The 17528-nt window shown below is 40.6% G+C and carries 17 protein-coding genes; 7 read left to right on the top strand and 10 right to left on the bottom strand.

The genetic code is table 11. From position 1 onward, the window contains the following. Nucleotides 1-18: 18 nt before the first annotated feature. On the top strand, nt 19-546 hold the full coding sequence (gene copI, locus IUZ65_RS20700; RefSeq protein WP_195705911.1) for a copper-resistant cuproprotein CopI: 528 nt from the start codon (nt 19-21) through the stop codon (nt 544-546). A 145-nt stretch (nt 547-691) separates the two neighbouring features. Here the strand turns inward: copI and IUZ65_RS20695 are convergent, their stop codons facing one another. Next, on the bottom strand, nt 692-1312 hold the full coding sequence (locus IUZ65_RS20695) for a hypothetical protein (protein ID WP_195705910.1): 621 nt from the start codon (nt 1310-1312) through the stop codon (nt 692-694). Between the two features lie 129 nt (nt 1313-1441). Between IUZ65_RS20695 and IUZ65_RS20690 the strand changes: the two genes are divergently transcribed. The 3 genes from IUZ65_RS20690 to IUZ65_RS20680 all read left to right on the top strand — a co-directional run bounded on the left by IUZ65_RS20690 (nt 1442) and on the right by IUZ65_RS20680 (nt 2815). Further along, complete coding sequence (locus IUZ65_RS20690) at nt 1442-1777, top strand: ArsR/SmtB family transcription factor (protein WP_195705909.1); 336 nt, start codon at nt 1442-1444, stop codon at nt 1775-1777. Further along, a complete protein-coding gene (locus IUZ65_RS20685) occupies nt 1777-2244 on the top strand; it encodes an SRPBCC family protein (RefSeq protein WP_195705908.1) in 468 nt (155 codons plus the stop codon). Before IUZ65_RS20690 ends, IUZ65_RS20685 begins: the two co-directional genes overlap by 1 nt. Before the next feature lie 145 nt (nt 2245-2389). Further along, nucleotides 2390-2815 carry an SRPBCC family protein gene (locus IUZ65_RS20680; RefSeq protein ID WP_195705907.1) on the top strand — a complete coding sequence of 142 codons (426 nt, stop codon included), beginning with the start codon at nt 2390-2392 and terminating at the stop codon, nt 2813-2815. 78 nt (nt 2816-2893) lie between these two features. Here IUZ65_RS20680 and IUZ65_RS20675 read toward each other — a convergent pair whose 3' ends face one another. From IUZ65_RS20675 to IUZ65_RS20630, 9 genes are all read right to left on the bottom strand, one after another. Continuing rightward, nucleotides 2894-3307, bottom strand: coding sequence for a GFA family protein (locus IUZ65_RS20675; protein WP_195705906.1), 414 nt, complete (start codon nt 3305-3307; stop codon nt 2894-2896). Between the two features lie 108 nt (nt 3308-3415). Next, nucleotides 3416-4129 (bottom strand): HAD family hydrolase, encoded by a 714-nt coding sequence (locus IUZ65_RS20670; RefSeq protein ID WP_195705905.1) that lies wholly within the window; start codon nt 4127-4129, stop codon nt 3416-3418. 588 nt (nt 4130-4717) lie between these two features. Continuing rightward, a complete protein-coding gene (locus tag IUZ65_RS20665; RefSeq protein ID WP_195705904.1) occupies nt 4718-5335 on the bottom strand; it encodes an LPP20 family lipoprotein in 618 nt (205 codons plus the stop codon). 45 nt (nt 5336-5380) lie between these two features. Further along, nucleotides 5381-6778: a hypothetical protein gene (locus IUZ65_RS20660; RefSeq protein ID WP_195705903.1), complete on the bottom strand. Its 1398-nt coding sequence runs from the start codon at nt 6776-6778 to the stop codon at nt 5381-5383. Between the two features lie 66 nt (nt 6779-6844). Continuing rightward, the gene (locus IUZ65_RS20655; RefSeq protein WP_195705902.1) at nt 6845-8263 is read right to left on the bottom strand and encodes a hypothetical protein; all 1419 of its coding nucleotides are present in this window, start codon (nt 8261-8263) and stop codon (nt 6845-6847) included. Nucleotides 8264-8326: 63 nt separating this feature from the next. Continuing rightward, nucleotides 8327-10684: a CHAT domain-containing protein gene (locus tag IUZ65_RS20650; RefSeq protein ID WP_195705901.1), complete on the bottom strand. Its 2358-nt coding sequence runs from the start codon at nt 10682-10684 to the stop codon at nt 8327-8329. Nucleotides 10685-11539: 855 nt separating this feature from the next. Beyond that, the gene (locus tag IUZ65_RS20640) at nt 11540-12649 is read right to left on the bottom strand and encodes an HD-GYP domain-containing protein (RefSeq protein ID WP_195705900.1); all 1110 of its coding nucleotides are present in this window, start codon (nt 12647-12649) and stop codon (nt 11540-11542) included. Nucleotides 12650-12890: 241 nt separating this feature from the next. Next, nucleotides 12891-13643: a DeoR/GlpR family DNA-binding transcription regulator gene (locus tag IUZ65_RS20635; RefSeq protein WP_195705899.1), complete on the bottom strand. Its 753-nt coding sequence runs from the start codon at nt 13641-13643 to the stop codon at nt 12891-12893. Between the two features lie 15 nt (nt 13644-13658). Then, entirely contained in the window at nt 13659-14363 is a 705-nt protein-coding gene (locus IUZ65_RS20630) for a glycerophosphodiester phosphodiesterase family protein (protein ID WP_195705898.1), read from the bottom strand. A 285-nt stretch (nt 14364-14648) separates the two neighbouring features. On the opposite strand from IUZ65_RS20630, the gene IUZ65_RS20625 reads away from it, so the two are divergent. From IUZ65_RS20625 to IUZ65_RS20615, 3 genes are all read left to right on the top strand, one after another. Next, nucleotides 14649-15665, top strand: a complete 1017-nt coding sequence (locus tag IUZ65_RS20625; RefSeq protein WP_195705897.1) for a C4-dicarboxylate TRAP transporter substrate-binding protein — start codon at nt 14649-14651, stop codon at nt 15663-15665. Between the two features lie 87 nt (nt 15666-15752). Next, nucleotides 15753-16229 (top strand): TRAP transporter small permease, encoded by a 477-nt coding sequence (locus IUZ65_RS20620; RefSeq protein ID WP_195705896.1) that lies wholly within the window; start codon nt 15753-15755, stop codon nt 16227-16229. A gap of 9 nt (nt 16230-16238) precedes the next feature. After that, nucleotides 16239-17522, top strand: a complete 1284-nt coding sequence (locus tag IUZ65_RS20615; protein ID WP_195705895.1) for a TRAP transporter large permease — start codon at nt 16239-16241, stop codon at nt 17520-17522. Nucleotides 17523-17528 lie beyond the last annotated feature (6 nt).

Here is a 17528-nt window from a genome sequence, read left to right as displayed (position 1 = left end):
TATATAGGAAGAATACACATGAAAAAACCACTGATTACTTTAGCTCTTATCGCCATGACTGGTACGGCAATAGCGGATTCAAATTCTGGACATAAAGAGATGGACCACAGCGCAATGGGCCACTCGACGGAGATGACGATGGATCATTCAAATGGCATGGCAATGGAAGGAATGATGGATGTTGGCATGCCTGCTGCGGGTGCAAAACCGACGAAGGTAGTACACGTTCTTTTATCTGATGATATGAAAATCCGATTCAAGAAAGAGGTAAATATTGAGACCAATGATGTGATTCAATTCGTGATTATGAACACAGGAAAAGTTGACCATGAGTTTTCTATCGGTAGTGCGAGTGAGCAGATTGAACATCGTGAAATGATGAAGGCCATGGGTAATCACGCGCACGATAGCGGCAACGCGGTCACCGTTAAACCCGGAAAAGCGAAACAACTCTTATGGCACTTCCACGGAGAAAAAAACGTAGAATTAGCTTGTAATATTCCGGGACATGCTGAAGCTGGAATGATAAAAAAATTGACGCTTTAAAACCATGAATTGTCCACGTTAGCACTTGTTTTGATGAAAATTAGATATAGACCATAAACATGGGCAATGCACGATAACGTTAATTCTTATCGACGCTTTATTAATAATATAGAGCGTCGATACAACCCGACAATTAAACCCATTTCTATTGACTCGTAGTCATCATTAAAAAACCACAGAAAGCCGCATTATTCGGCTTAAGGGAGTCATCGACAAGCGCCCTCATTTCAATGATTTGCGAGCGATATTTTAGATAGAACTCATAGCTAGGAGTAGGTTTGTATTCTAAGTCTTTCAGTTCAAAATACTTTATGACGCCTTTCGCCGTCGTCGGCTTTACAAAAACTTCACCAAGTGGCGCATAGTAGTTTGGAATAATCGTCATCAGTGACCATTTGGCTAACCGAGCAGGCCTTAACAAATCGCCCATAATGTTAAAGCCATATTCTTGGTCGCCGTGCAGCATATCTTTCAGCGCATATGCATAACTCTCTCTTTCATCATGTGTCATTCCCTTTACCCAATCTCGCAGTTTAGGCTTTTCGAACAAGGAAACCATCGAAGATCGACTGATCACCTTGATCATGTTTTCGGCAACCAGTTGCGGCTTGCTGAAGGATTCCACAGAGAATAAACCCTGACACTGTTCTATCATCTGAGGCACTCGATGTTTCTTAGCAATTTTAGCCATTTCAGGATCAGAAAAGCCCTGAGGGAACTGCAACAAAAAATCACGCTCTGCCGCCTTCAACCTGAGTTTATTCATGGGAAACCTCTAAATACATTTTTGAAAATGAGAGTGTTTGATTTAGCACGATATACCAGCAGCATCAAGCGTCATTCACAAGAAATTAAAAATTTGATCAAAATACATTAAGCTACTATAGTACACCATATGGTTAACTATAATGAACAACAACTCTCCCAAGTTTTTTCCGCGTTATCTGACCCAACGCGCCGCGAGATGTTAATAAGACTAGGTCAAAACGAGATGTCTATTGCAGATCTATCTATGCCCTTCAACATTACAAAATCGGCCATTACTAAGCATGTAAAAGTATTAGAGAATGCCGGATTATTGAAGCGAACCATAGATGGTCGAGTGCACCACTGCCGTTTCGACCCAGAGCCTTTAAAGCAAGCTTCTGATTGGATGAAATTTTATGAGAGGTTTTGGAATAGCAAATTTAATGCACTGGATGTATTTTTGGCGAAGGAAGAGCAATCATAATGAGCGCACTAACGTTTAATGAGACCCTTGAACTAGAACACGTATTCAAAGCCCCAATAGAACGCGTATTTGCTGCATGGACGAATGCCGAAATGCTTGCGCTTTGGTTTGGACCTGAACACTTCTCGGTTGTGAACGTTAAAGCAAACTGTCAAAAAAATGGCCGCTATGACATCACCATTGAGTCACCAGATAAAAATCTCATAAGGCACTACGGTGAGTACCTTGAAGTTGATGAACCAACCACCTTAATCTTTACATGGGAGATTGAGAATCAGTCCTGCCAAGGCAGTGTTGGGCACAAAGCGACCACCATTGTTGAGTTAAACTTCATCTCTCAGGGACAAACAACGTTGTTACAACTTAAACACGAAAAATTACCTGACGACGTTGCACTTGATGGGCATCGATTTGGCTGGATGAGTAGTTTCGACAGCCTCAGTACGCTTTTAGAACAACAATATTAAATTAATACCATCGATGAAAAAGTCGCAATGATCTTGTCTAGAGTGTTAGGTATTTAGACATAAACTCAAAATAAGCAATTCGCTTATTTGCTACGGGAAGATAGTACACCTATTGGTTAACTATTGACCTTACTAGGAGATACACATGCAAAGCATACTTCACAAAATAGTCATCGAAGCGTCACCTAATCAGCTATTTCGGGCGTTAACGACCACAGAAGGATTATCGAACTGGTGGACAAAAACGGAACAGAAAGGTGATGAACTTACCTTTTCATTTGGTCCTAATGGAGAACATCAAGTCGTGATGACGTTACTCTCATCGATCCCCGATAAAGAGGTGAGATGGCAATGTACAGGTGGACCATGGGTTGAAACCGGTGAATTTGTTTTTTCAATCTCTGCCGATGATCGCGGATCATGCCTTAGATTCGCTCACCACGGTTGGGAACAACCCGATGATTTTTACCAACACTGCAACGCTAAATGGGGTTTCTTTCTGGTTATCAGTCTAAAACAATACTTAGAAACCAAAATCGGACAGCCACACCCAAATGATCCGAGTATATGATTCCTTAGTGACCACCATTTTACGACCAGACAGTGGTTGAGAAAGCTTTTCTCAACCACTGTCTATAACCATAGAAACTCAGCGGTTTCGCCCTTCTTCGAACCTTGGAAGCTGATCGGATATTTCACACCAATTGGCACCATATTTGGTATAAATATGAGCGTCAGGTTTATGGGGTATATCCGTATCCAACGCGCCTAAAGAAAACTCTACAAATTCCCCACTATCGTCCGAAGGAATAAAGCGCAGGCTAGATCCACACGTCGAACAAAATTGTCTTTTTGTTCCATTATAAGCTTCGTATGTCTTAAGCCGTTTTTCTCCTGAGAGCCATTTAAAATGCTCACTACGAGCTGCTCCATAGGTGGCATATGCCGCACCATGAAATTTGCGGCACATACTGCAGTGACAATGCCCCATTTTTTTTTGAATCTCATCGACTTCAAACTTAATAGATCCGCACAAGCATTGTCCTTTATATGACGTCTGCATATTCACTTCCTTGTCATTGTAATCATCAATAATGAATGATGTTAAGCAGAGAGGGAAACGCAATTACAGGTTTTTTTATCTCTCCGCTTTCAGTATTTAGACTGTATTTTACGCGCTGTATTTTAGTATTATCGTTTGTAAATCAGACACATTTGTTGCAACGTGGTCCGGTTTTACTCGCCACTCGTCCGGGTTTGCTCCACTGTAGCTCGCTGCGACAGATACAACTTTCAATCCATTCCCTAGCTCAGCTTCAATATTTTTTGCAAACTCAGCATCGGCTTCATGATCACCAATATACATGACCCATTTGTTTACAACATCATCAAACAACTTCGCAAGACATTTTATTCCAGCACTTGGATGGGGTTTCTGCGATTCATTATCTACGTCGTCGTATCCAATAATCGCTCGGAATGAATCATCAAGTTCGTTGTCTTTTAATACACGCCGGATATTTTGCTGCGAGTTTTGCGAACAGATACCATGAGGAATATGAGAGAACTGCCATATAGTACGATCAATGCCATCAAATAAGTGCACGGCTGTTTGATTGCTATTTTGATGCTCGGCCCAAAGAGACCCGGCTTTTAGCATCTCACTTTCTGTCAGCCCATAATATTTACAATATAACTCCTGCCAGTTTTTGGCGGCATGATTCGCTATGTGATAAGCCGCCTCACTCAATAAATATTTGGGCAGATTATTTCCCGTCAAGTGAGGGGCGACAATTGATAAAATGGACTTGGTTATGTCGATATTCTTCGGCACAGAATTAACTAATGTGCCATCGTAGTCCCACAGGATTGCGGCTAATTGCATATAGATTCATTCCTCATCTTCTTGTTAGTCATCATTAAGCCATGATAACCACCACTAAGTAAATATAGTCCATCACAGGTCTGTATCTCAATTTGGAGCTAGCTAGTTAGCAGGTAGTATTAGTTGGCCATGATAGACGTTATTAATTTCTTGCAGAGCATGGGATATATACCGCTTTGTATGAATCTGATGCGCGCGGGCGTGTGTCATGGTTTCAAATGCGTCTACCAAGGCTAAAATCTTCCCTCAGTGAGCGATATCACCGTTAATGCATCCTTGCCAATTATCGACTCGATCTTCAACAGACTTCATTATGCTATGGAAAAAAACTAATCAGGTTCGACTCCACCTGACCAGTCGATTCTTAGATCATCCAATTTCTGAGAAAAAGTGCAGGTTCAATGTTGTTAGGGTCATAACTCAACATGACCAACGTATTGGCACTATCTTCGAATACGAAAAGGACATACATCTGAATAATTGAAGTGTATGTCCCTTTTATCGTTTCATTTATCTTTTTATCTATTGATCTATTCAGTCGCTGTATTTTTATTTCATGTTACAAACCAAACGACATAACAGGTGTAATTATTGCCTAGCCCTTAGCTCTGCGATCTCTTTACTCATTTCTTCATGAGATTTTTCTGCCTGGAATTTTTGCCATGCAGCTTCGTCATTGGCCATACTTGTGCGAACCGCATTTTGAGCTTTAGCGACCAAATTATTCTCATCGATAGCAACCCAAACATAGACCTCACCTTCTGGTCCAACTACACGACGAATAATTCTAGACCCCATTAACGACTCATCCGTTATGGATTTTGAAGTACTAGACGCAGCAGCGTCGATACTAGTCTGATCTGAAACACCAGTGGTGCCAAGATAGCTTTTAACCATGTTGCTTACTTGAGTCCTTACATTTTGTGCAAGTTCAACCCGTGCCGCTAAAGCTGCTTGTTGAACCATGAAGTTCATACCGGAGCTAGATTTCGGAGAAGACCCACGCCCAGTTACTACAAAGTTATCAATATTTCCAGTGCAAAAAAACTCAGGTGCTTCTGTTTTTCCATCATCAAAAGTACACCAGCTCTTCTCAACCACTTGGTTGGATTGATCAGAAGCGGCCTGTCGCTCATCTGAAGTACTACTGCATGCACCTACAAAACCAGCTGCAAACAATACTATAGCCAACTTATTAAATTTCATCTTATCCACCTTGCCTCATATTGTTATAAAAACAATTTCCCATTATTAGTTACTTTCAGTTGTAAATAACAAAACCGCTTCAGACTTACTGCTGCCTGTTTTTTTTACTTTTTTAATCCCTCGAGTTTGTTTCAATCCTTCTTCTATATCATCCGATATCACATAATAACCGCTCTCGAAAGAGTACTTATACGATGGGAGGTAGCCCAATAAGTCATGAGTAGATGCCACCAGTTGTAGGCTCTCTATACCAAATGGTCTCTCAACAACAAACTCACCAAGTGATATCCATTTATTCACTTCATCAGCATTAACATAGGTAATAAATCGGCGGTCTCCTGGAGCGTCATTTAGGTCAACGAGATAAGATTGCTCTAGCTTCGCCTTTTTGGTGTAACCGACTATGTAGAAATAACCGGGTTGGTTAACTTTTGTAAGCAATTCTATTTTTTCCCACTCTTTAAACAGCAATCCTCGTATCCCTTTATTTGTTGCCAAAGCAGCTTTAAAGTCACTCGACACTGCATACCCGCTATGAAGTAACTGATCGAAATCTGGGGCTAAAGGCGTCGTCCTAAAGTCTACATAGCTATCGGGTAATAAGTTAACGACAAATGATTTTAGCGTCTTACCATCTTTGTCAGAAAGGTCATAGCTGACTTTAATCCCTGAATTGCTTTCTATATAATTTCCGGTCAACAAAAAAGTCGCACGTTCTTTTGTCTTTACCGTTTTAAGAAGAGACCTAACTTCCTCATTAAGAGCTGACGAGAAAGGCGTTATCTCTCTAGAGTTCATGAGTGTTATTGGTTTTATGTATATATTTTTCTCATCGATTTGTTGATGAAGAAGTCTCGCTGCAACATTTAGTGACCGAACAGCGCTTTGTTGCTCTGTTATCTTGCTGATTACTTGTTGTGTTGTAATGTTTGGCTTATCAATATTAATATTCCGGTCAGCTAATAAACTAGCAACAACCACAAGTTTTTCATACTGCCGTAATGTCGAAAGCAACGAATATAACATGTCCAATTTTGCAGATTGCTCCACGGCAACAATGATGCTGTAGTTGTCATTAATGTCATCTACCAATCTCTTTATTTCTCGTTTGTATAATGGATTAGAAGAGTTTGTATCCAAAACTGCGGTGCAAAAATGTTCATTTCTTTTCTTCGTACACTTGTATCTGACACCGAACATTGGAATATTAGTCGTGACCGTCGCTTCAAAGCTAAATTTATTAACGCCTGTGGTGTCTTGATATGTTGAAGACTTACTTTCAACATTGACGTAAATGTTACTCGCCAATGTCGCCAAAGCAGACTTTTGAGCCTTTTTGAGATCAGTGCCATAACCATCCCCTTCTAAAGTTTTGGCACCCAGACATTGAGAGGTTATCGCACTCAAAAATACCAGCAATAATGTTAAATATTTTCTATTCATAGCGTATGTACTTAAACTTCCTTGAAACAAAATTAGTCGACTATCCTCAAACACGGACTGCTAACTCTAGTCCGTAATAATCAGTGGGATAACATTCTTAAACATAGGCATAGTTTCACCTATGGTCGCGCCAATATATGTTGGGTCAGCGATGAAAAATTTTCGGCCATTTACGCTCACATGATCTGCACCGTTATCAATTTCAGATTCGTCTAAGGCTACTGCAACAGCAAGGTGCCCCGGGTATTTGAGACCGACGGTATCAATACCAACTACTTGTTCTACTAGATATGAAAATAGGAATGATCGGTCTTCACAGTCGGCAGCCTTTAGCATCAGTGTGTGCATCGGTGTAGAATAGTATTCTTCACCCCATTGGTCGTTATCGAGTTCATATTCAAACCCATGTTGAATAAGACTAAGTAGCATTTTAACCTGAGTAGTTACGGGATAATTATTTAATTTATTTTTTAGGCTGTCTATTAAATTTAAATAATAATCATCTTTTAATGACACCCTAAAGTACCAAATAAAGTCCAAAGATGGGTGGTTGCGATAATAATCTTCTAGCTGAGGATAAATAAGGTAGTTCACATCTAAACCAGTATGAGAATCACTCAACGTTCTTTTTTCAGGAATAAGCCCTCTAATCGGTTGATTATCAGAAAATGAGAAATCAAAACGCTTTTGACTTGGTTGGCTAGCGATATATGTATATATTGGATTGTTAGGTAACTCGCCGATAAAAATATAGTAGTTAACATCATCGATTTTGATTGATGACTTACCGTAAATTTTTTGTTGACTTGGTAACAGCAAATAAAGGTTTATATCATCATATGCCAGCCGCGCGTCGAATCCGAGTTCAATTAACATCCCCCAAAGCATGAACCGACTACCGTTGCTATCATAGTTGTTCACTTCGTGTGCATATTCGTTAAGCAATGAAATTAACGCCCAATCCGGTAAATCACTTAATTCAGCGCTTTCAAATATAGTTTTGACCAACGTTTCTAAATCGGGATATAGGCTCTCCCACGCACTGGTAATATTTGTTTTTCCGACACTCAACGGTAAATATCTAGGGTTGAATTCAGGTAATCTGAACTGCCTTGTCAAATAGTTAATTTCAATCTGATTTAATTTTTTCGTTTTTTCTGGTTGGAGCTTAGGCGTGTCCATGGGCACCGTAATATCAGGCTCATTATTTTTAGGCATATCTATAAGAGGTTTAGATTTTAACGGCGCAACAGGAACGGTATCTATTTTTGGCTCACTATAAAGGTTTTTAGGCTGAATTAACTGAAAGCTCTCCCACTCTGATTTCAAAGCCTGTCTGAATGCCGCTCGTTCTTCACTTTTATAGGACTGAAAACTTTCGTTATTCTTCTTCTTCCATGAAAGGAATTCTTCGCTAGCGATTATATTGCAACTAAAGAAAACTGCTCCCACGATAGAGAAAATGCTAATCCATTGAATCTTCATTGTTAAAATGCCCCTTAGCGCTCGCCGTTCCAAAATTAAGAGATCTTTCACTGTATACGCTTTTTACTTAGACGCGCCAGTTAACTGAAATGCAGCCCAACGAGATGGGTGACGATATTTTTTACGGGTCTTCAATTGAGCTAACTGTAACGCATCAACTTTGTCATTATTCTTTAGATAGCCATAAAATGATTGCATGAAATACGCGGTAGGTTCATCTTCAACTGGCCAGAGGCTAGCGAGAATAGAGTCTGCACCGGCATAGAGGAACCCACGGTTTAGCCCAACAACATCGTCACCATTAACGACATCCCCAAGCCCGGTGTCACAAGCAGACAGAGTTACAAGATCTGCGTTAATCCTAATCCCATAGATTTCAGCAACGGTCAGTCGACCATCATTCTGTTGATCCGGGGAGAGAAGCAGACTGGATTCGAGCGGATTATTAGGGTCGAACACACCATGACTAGCAAAATGGAACATACTGTAGTCTCCAGCATTGTTTTTCAACGCGGTTTCTGTCGCCTCATCTTTTACTCTGATGTCAACGTCTGACCAAAGTGCGGCAATAGCCTTCGCTTCTTTTTCTGCACCAGGTAGGTTAGCTTCTGGGTTGGTTAGCTCAGGGTTTCCTAGAATCATCATCTTCTTGTTATCTTGAACTTCATGTCCTACATAATTCATCGCAGAAGCACTTGGCATTAGACGAATTTGAGATTTATCCACCATAAAAGTACGCCCATCGTAAAGTGAAGAGAAAGGCAGGTAATGAAGTGGACCATGGGGAACAATTACTAAGCTTTTGTTTTTAACCCTACTGCCGAATGGGCGAATAAGTTGAACATAGAGAACCTTCGAAGGTTTTATCCATTCGTTACGTGTTTTCATCAATGCACTACGATAAGTACGAATATTTTCAGAAAGATTTTTTCCATTGAGTGGGTAGACACTCAATTTTCCATCTTCTATGACAAACGCTATCAGATTGTCACCAGCCAGATAGTATTCCACCAACATTTCATTTTTATTGAGTAGCAAACCTACTTGTTCACTAGATTGTGTATCGACGCTTATCAATGAAGTAAGCTCTGGGTATTTATCTCTTAATTTGCTCTTTGGTACACGAATCAACCCTCTTGTCTCATCTTCCGGGACTGGTTCAATGCTCATCGGTATGCGTGATTCAACTTGTTGTAATTGCGCTAAATAGTCGTTCGCTTCCTGATCCGCACCTAAGTCTAAGTTCTCGCGCGCTGCGAGTAGATCGATAAGAGCCCTAGCCTTGGAACGCTCAACATAGTCGAATGCTTTTTCATTAGCTCCTACTTCGAGCAAAGTCATTATCATAAGTGCATAGGCCTGTTGCTTACCTTGTGCAAACCCCATTTTCCCCATTTCACTGTGAAAATCGGTACGCTGGGACTCAATCACATCAATTGACTTTTCGAGCATAGCAAGCGCTTGTTCGGTATCTCCCAAGCCTAAATGAGTTCTTCCGTAATCATACCAGTACATCCAGTGTAGGTTGAAGTCTTTAGAAATGGATGTGTAGCCTTCGAGTGCTTTGAAGTTATCTAGTGCATCGTCATAGCGTTCCCCCTCGAGATCTGCTCTTGCGATAAAATAAAGTCTGATATCAAAGGCCAATTTAGCTTTTTGTTCGGCTTGCCTTATTTGATCATCTGCTAAGGCATCAATGACGAGGCTTAAACCAAAAGTAGTCACTGCATCAGCTGCTTTTTCAAAATTGTCCCAGTCTGACGGTTCATCATCGGGGAGTTCACCAGCAAAATAAGCAGCGCGGTCATATTCCCCTAGAGCAAGGTAGACTTGCGACAACGTCTTACTCGTTTTTTCACGATACCTTTTCTTTTGTTGGTCTAACCAAGGCATGGATTCTTCAACAAAGGTAAGCGCTTTCTCTTCTTCTATCGTGTCTCCTAGCTCGTGAGCGACTACAGCTTTAACAGCATAAAGCTGGATCTCGCTTGTTTTTATCAAAGGCCCATACCGGTCATCTTCACGTAAATCCATTTCGTCCAGTAGTGCAAGGCCTCTGTCTATAGTGTCATCTGCATCTTCATAACGACCTAAGCCGTTAAGGGTCAATACCATACTTTCATGGCTGCTAACTACTATAAAATGCGTCGCAGGATCGGGGTCGTTTTTAAATCGGCGAATGACTATTTCTGTGCAATCGTGAAAGGTGTTTATTTTTCCTGTGGTCGCATACATTGAGCAAAGCATTGAAAGCTCCATTGCGCTCAACTTTTCGAATGCAGATTTTCCTCCCACGCTCTCAATATATTCAGCCTGAGTTCCATTCTGCATAGCCGTTGCCCCATTATAAGCAGCCATCATACCTGAACAACCAGATAGAGATAGAAGGCTCAAAAGCCATAACGAATTTAAGATACGCATAAAACAGATACCTCATAAAGATAAGAAAGCATCGTATTGTACTTTTTGTCTGCAAAGCATTAATGGCGAATTACCACATAAACTGTGGGTGCACTCTATTAACAACTCAATCCGAAGCTACAATAGGTAACGTTGCTAACTTAATATTTAAGGAACAAAGACATTATTTAATTTCCATCAATAGAAAATAAATAATGCAACTAATTGATTATTTGTTATTAATTTATCGTCTTACGTTGCATCACTTATTGATGGTGATCATGTGTACTATTTGATTATCAACATGAGTAATTGTTTTTTGAACTGAGTCTATGAGTCTCTTCTTACGTTACATTTGTTGCAAAGCTATAGAAAAATGTATACCAACTCAATTCCTATATTAGCTATCGTTAGGTGTTTATTAATAAGCGCCCCACAAACCCCCGGGGCGAGTGAGTTAATGCCTAAAGTTCCAAGGCAACAACAAGTCGATATCACACCGTCTGTTTGATAACGGTTCTGTCGCAGACAGTCGGTGTGAGGTATGCTTCCTTCAGCACTCATCGAATTTAACATTATGAATATAAATTTTTCCAGTCGCCACTTTCCATCTGATATTACTTTTCAAATAGTTCGCTATTATGTTTCTTATAAACTCACGTACTCGAACACCAGTCTCGTCAAAAAAAGAAACTTGTCGCGTCTTCATAGTAAATGGACGAAATCTATATTAACGTTCTGCTTTGCTTGGAGGGATGCTCAATCTCATTGAAGTGCTGCAAGTTAAGTATTTAAATAACATGGCCGAATAAAGTCACCACAAAGTAAAGGTAGTCCGTCACAGCTCTGCATCCTAATTTGAACTAGCAGGTAGTATTAGTTGGCCATGATAGACGCCATTACTTTGTTGAGGATATTTACCCAGTAAGGACAAAATTGGCTGCCGCTTGCGTTATTAATTTCTTGAAGAGCATGGGATATATGCCGCTTTGTATGAACGTGATGTGCACGGGCGTGTGTCATGGCTTCAAATGCGTCCACCAAGGCTAAAATCTTCCCTCCGTGAGAGATATCACCGTTACTGAGTCCTTGCGGATAGCCTTTGCCATCAGCACGCTCGTGATGTTCTAGGATAAACTGTCGTGCTTCTGTCCAGTGTGGCATTTCTGAAAGAAAGCTGACACTGCGCTGTACGTGGCCTCGAAGACAGGCGATCTCTGAATCAAGTAGCGCTGTTTTTTGTCTCAGTAATGCCAAAGGTAAAATAGACATACCTAAGTCATGCAGATAAACCGCCGCCCTTAATTGTTGCTCATCGACAATTTTTCCTGAGAACTGATTTAGCAGCAATGCTAATTTTAATTGACGACTACTGCGTCCTTCCCAATTATCGACTCGATCTTCAACAGGCTTCATTATGCTATGGAAAAAAACCAAATCAGGTTCGACTTCACTTGACCAGTCGATTCTTAGATCATCCAATTCCTGAGAAAAAAGTGCAGGCTCAATGTTGTTGGCAAACGGTGGCTCAATAATATGTAACGAATTGGTCAATAATTTTTCATGGTCACCCATGTTATCGGGCTGAACTTTGGCCATCATTTGAGTTGCTGCAATATACATCTGTGCGTCGTACATAACGCTACCGACATTCGCTATGTCATCAACAAACGATTTCACTTCTTCAATAATACTAAGCAGAAGGTCTGATAATAAACCATCATACTGCATTTCTCCTTCTCTCATTAATCCTAGAATATCTTCAAGAGCAGATAAGAGAGGAATAAGAGGAGCGAACTTCGCAAGGCCGACATCACCTTTAATGGTATGAACAGAACGGAATAGTTTATCTAATAGATCTCTATTTTTCGGGTCATGACTCAACAAGACCAACGTATTGGCACTATCTTCACAAAGAAGATCAACTTCATCGACCACATCGAGTAGAAGTTCATTATCCAAATCTAGCGGGGTAAAGCTCTTCATTGTTGATACTCACAATAATTGTCTTAAATAACTACAACTGGCATATGAGACTGATATTTTAATGGAAAATTATCTAGTGCAGAAATTATTGTACCTTAGCATCCTATGATTGGTGCTGTGCAACTTCTAAGTATCAACATTTAATTCTATATGGTTTTATTACTTCTTCCTTGGTTGGCTGGGCTATCATTGCTCCATAATACGGCTTATGCCGCTACTTTTTGGTCAACATCAAAAGCCACTAAACACCGTCAGAAGCATCCGATGAATAAATCGGAAGATCGGATGGTAAACCGGTTTTGTTGGTATAAATACGAGAAAAGGAAGTAAGGTTTGCCACTTTTACCGAAGCAAAGCGACCCCATTTACTTGCATCAGCCAGCAACCAACTTTGTCGGGAATTGGCAAGAATCGCTTTTGAAATCTCTGCTTCTTGGGGTTCATGCTCCATAGCCGACAGGTTTGGCGTTATTGAGCCGCAACCAATGATACCTATGTCGGCTTCAAAATCACCAAAGAACCTTAAAACACTATGACCAACCACATCTTGATGATCACAGCGCACCAAACCGCCACATAGATACACTTCAACGTTCGGGTTATTTTCAAAGATTCTGGCCACTTGCAAGTTATTGGTAATCACCCTAAGCGCCTTCAACCCAGTCAAAAACTCTGCCACGTAGGTTACCGACGTACCAATACCCATTATTACTGTAGAGCCTTCAGGGATCTGTTTTGCCACTTCTTGGCCAATCGCTATTTTGATATCGGATTCCACTTCCCTGCGAAACTGGTAGGTCGTGTTCGTCAGATTTGCAGGCAAGCTAAGTCCACCATGCACTCGCCGAGCTAAACCCTGCTCGCACAATGAATTGACATCTCGACGTATTGTTTGTGTGGTAACCGCAAACATAGTTGATAGTTCATCGATCTGAACATCACTGTGTTGTTTGAGATAACCAATTATTTCCTGCTGTCGAAAGGTCAGTTCCATAATGGTTCAATCCTGTTAAAAAAGTTCCGGGTTATCCGTGATAATGTTCTTTACCTTCATTTGTGTAAACGTGGTTATTTTTTCCGGATCATTGAGTGTCCATATATTGAGAACATACCCTTCGTCTGTGATCGATTTCGCCATATCACTCGTTAGGATTTTTTGGTCCACATGGACACTATAAAGATCCAACGGCCTCACGTTATCCAGATAATCAATGGATTTTTCTTCCGTAATATAACCCCGACGTATCTCCGGCAATAATGACTGACACAATTCCAAAGCACTCAAGGAGAAACTGGATAGTAGCAGCCTGTCATATGGAAAACCGAAAAACTTAATGATTTCAGCCACTTTTTCAGCCAAAAGTGCCACCTGCTCGTTATGGTGAATCTTCAACTCTAGGTTCATATTTAGGTCGTTATCTAAACAGGTTTGTAACGCCTCTTCCAATGTCGGAATGGTTTCGTTTCTGAATGACTTACCAAACCAACTACCTGCGTCAAGTTGCTTCAGTTCATCAAGTGTTAAAGAAGCGAGTTTTCCTGTTCCGTTAGTGCAACGTTCCAAATTTTCATCATGAAATATCACCGGAACATTATCAGCGGTTAATTGGGTATCTATTTCTATCCAATGAATACCAACTTCAGCTGCTTTTGTAATTCCAGCGAGTGTATTTTCTGGAGCCAGAGCCGCTGCACCACGATGACCAACAATCATAAATACCTTCTATACTTTCATTTTAAACCACATGACCATAGGCGACAATTCTACAAACACACGGCATAAATTCAAGCTTAAGGCGTGAATAAAACATATTGGCTTTCAATTTGATAACGTGGTCACAACATTCATATGAAAATTATAATGTTCATATGAATGTAATAATGAATACTATATGGTAAGTAATCTAACAATTAGAACATAAAAAAACGTGAACAAAAGCTCACATACGAGCGCGGTAAAAACAGGAACACTTTACCTAACTACTAGAGGGTTAAGATAATGAAAAAGCTACTACTGGGTACTGTATTAACAGCAGCAACGCTGTTTGGATATGGCGTCATTGGGAGTGAAACCGCAATGGCGGCGTCAGAAAAACCAGTGAACATCAATATGAGCTTGGTGTTTACCCAAAACGAACTGCTAACAAAAGAGCTGATCAAGGTGACGGATAAGATCCGTACACGTACGGATGGTGGCGTTAATATTAAAGTATTCCCAGGTGGTCAATTACCGGTATACAAAGATAACCTAGAGCAGGTGGTGAATGGTGCCGATTGGATAGCGGTTGAAGATCTAAGCTACCTTGGCGATTTTGTGCCTGATTTTGCAGCGCTTGCCGGCCCAATGCTTTACAACTCTTACGATGAATATCTTGCCATGATGAAAACCGACTTTGTTGCTGACCTATCAGCTCAAGTTGAGAAAAAAGGCATAAAAATTCTAACCGCAGACTACATGTTCGGCTTCCGTCATATGATCACAAATAAAGAGATCAAATCTTCTGCTGATATGAAAGGCATGCGTATTCGTGTACCAGGAAGTCAACTGTTCATCAGTACACTCGCATCTATGGGCGCTTCTCCTGCTTCATTACCATTCCCAGAAACCTATGCTGGCGTTCAGCAAGGTGTTGTCGATGGTCTTGAAGGTTCAATCTTAACTATGTACTCAACTAAGATGTATGAAGTGGCAAAGAACATGTCATTTACTAAACACTTCTTAGGTACTGTTGGCCTATACATTTCACCAAAAGTTTGGGACAAGTTAACGGCTGAACAACAAAAAATTGTGATGGAAGAGCTAGAAGCTGGTGCGATTTCGAATACCAGCGAATTAGTGAAACTTGATGAAGAGTACATGAACAAACTTCAAGACTTAGGCGTAACATTCAACGAAGTTGATACAGCTGAATTCGGTAAGCTAACCGCTGACGTGTATAACCAGTTCCCATCATGGAGCAAAGGTATTCACGCAACGATTAATGGCGAACTGGAGAAAATCCGCGCTAGCAAATAGTTAAAAAACGACTTACAACGCCTTGTTACTGATAAAGCCTAATAAGGCGTTGTAATTAGTTCGTTTAGATAGATTCTTGGAGTACAAATGCGTTTTATAACTAACATTGAAGAAATCTTAGCTTCAATTGCCATTTCTATTACGGTTTTAATGGTCATCATTAACGTGTTCTTACGTTACGGCTTCGGTTTTGTTGTGCCCTGGAGCGAAGAGCTATCTGTTATCTGTTTTATCTGGGCCGTCTATTTTGGCATCAGTTCTTGTTACAAACATAAATTACACATGGGTGTCGATGTCATAATGACCTTGTTGCCCGACAGCGCGAAACGACCGTTTCGCCTAGTAATAGCCTGTTTCTTATTAATACTGAATGTAATCTTGGCTTATTTAAGTTTTGATTACACCATGCTGTCGACCAAAGTGACACCTGTGATGGGAATGTCTTATTTCACCATTAATGGTGTACTTATTGTCTGCTTTTCTCTAATGGCATTTCATACCCTGAAATTTATCAAAGACGATTTGAAAAGTTCAGATGAAAATTCGTCGACACATACACACTAGGTGGTTGAAGTGGACATTTATTTACCGATTATCCTCTTGTTTGTATTATTTTTATTGAATGTACCCATCGCGTTTTCATTAATCGCCTCGTCATTGGTCTACTTTCTTTTTCTTAATACGTCCATTCCAGTTAGCTTAGTGATGCAGCGATTTATATCCTCTGCTTCTTCTTTTCCTTTGTTGGCGATACCCTTTTTTATCATGGTTGGCTCAATCATGAACTACGCCGGAATCAGCCGAAGTTTGCTGTCCTTTGCAGATTCACTTATAGGACATAAAGTCGGTGGGTTAGCGCATGTGAACGTACTGCTTAGTACGTTGATGGGCGGCATATCAGGCTCTGCAAATGCCGATGCGGCGATGCAGTCAAAGATATTGGCACCAGAAATGACCAAACGTGGTTATGATCTCCCATTCACCGCAGCGGTAACGGCGGCGTCTTCGAGCATTGCACCTGTTATTCCACCGGGTATAAATCTGATTATCTTTGCATTGCTAGCAAACGTGTCTGTCCATTCCATGTTCATCGCTGGCTATGTGCCAGCGGTATTAATGGCCGGGTCATTAATCTTTACCATCGCCATTATTTCAAAAAAACGAGGCTATAAACCCTCTCGTTCAGTACCAGCACCTGCAAAAGAGCGCTTTCACTTTTTTGCCAAGGCCATCCCTGCTCTATTTATTCCTTTTGGCATCATTCTCGGCATGCGTTTTGGTCTATTTACACCAACGGAAGCAGGTGCTATCGCTGTTTTGCTATGCACTATAATAGGTGCATTAATCTACCGAGAATTAAAATTCCGTCATATTCCTATGATTCTGAAAGAGACCATTCAGGGCACAAGTAGTGTGATGTTCATCATTATTGGCGCGATGGTATTTGGTTATTACATGACCCTAGAGCAGATACCACAAAACGTGGCGTCCGCATTGATTCAACTAACGGATAACAAGCTAATACTGTTGCTATTAATTAATGTGCTACTTCTGGTTGTAGGTATGTTTATAGAAGGTGGTGCAGCAATGATTATATTAACGCCGTTGCTTCTACCTGCCGTACTTAACCTTGGTGTTAATCCGGTTCATTTTGGTGTCATTGTTATCGTAAATATCATGATTGGTGGTGTCACACCGCCATTCGGTTCCATGATGTTTACAGTATGCTCAATTCTGAAAGTACGGGTGGCCGATTTTGTTCGTGAAGTTGCGCCGCTGCTGCTTGCACTTATTACCGTGCTCATGATCCTGACCTACTCAGAAGGTTTGGTCATGTTTTTACCGAATTTGCTATAATTCATT

The sequence above is a fragment of the Vibrio sp. VB16 genome (genome assembly GCF_015594925.2).
GTDB lineage: Bacteria > Pseudomonadota > Gammaproteobacteria > Enterobacterales > Vibrionaceae > Vibrio.
The sequence above is the reverse complement of the archived record's forward strand: the minus strand, read 5'-3'. Positions and strand labels throughout refer to the sequence as shown.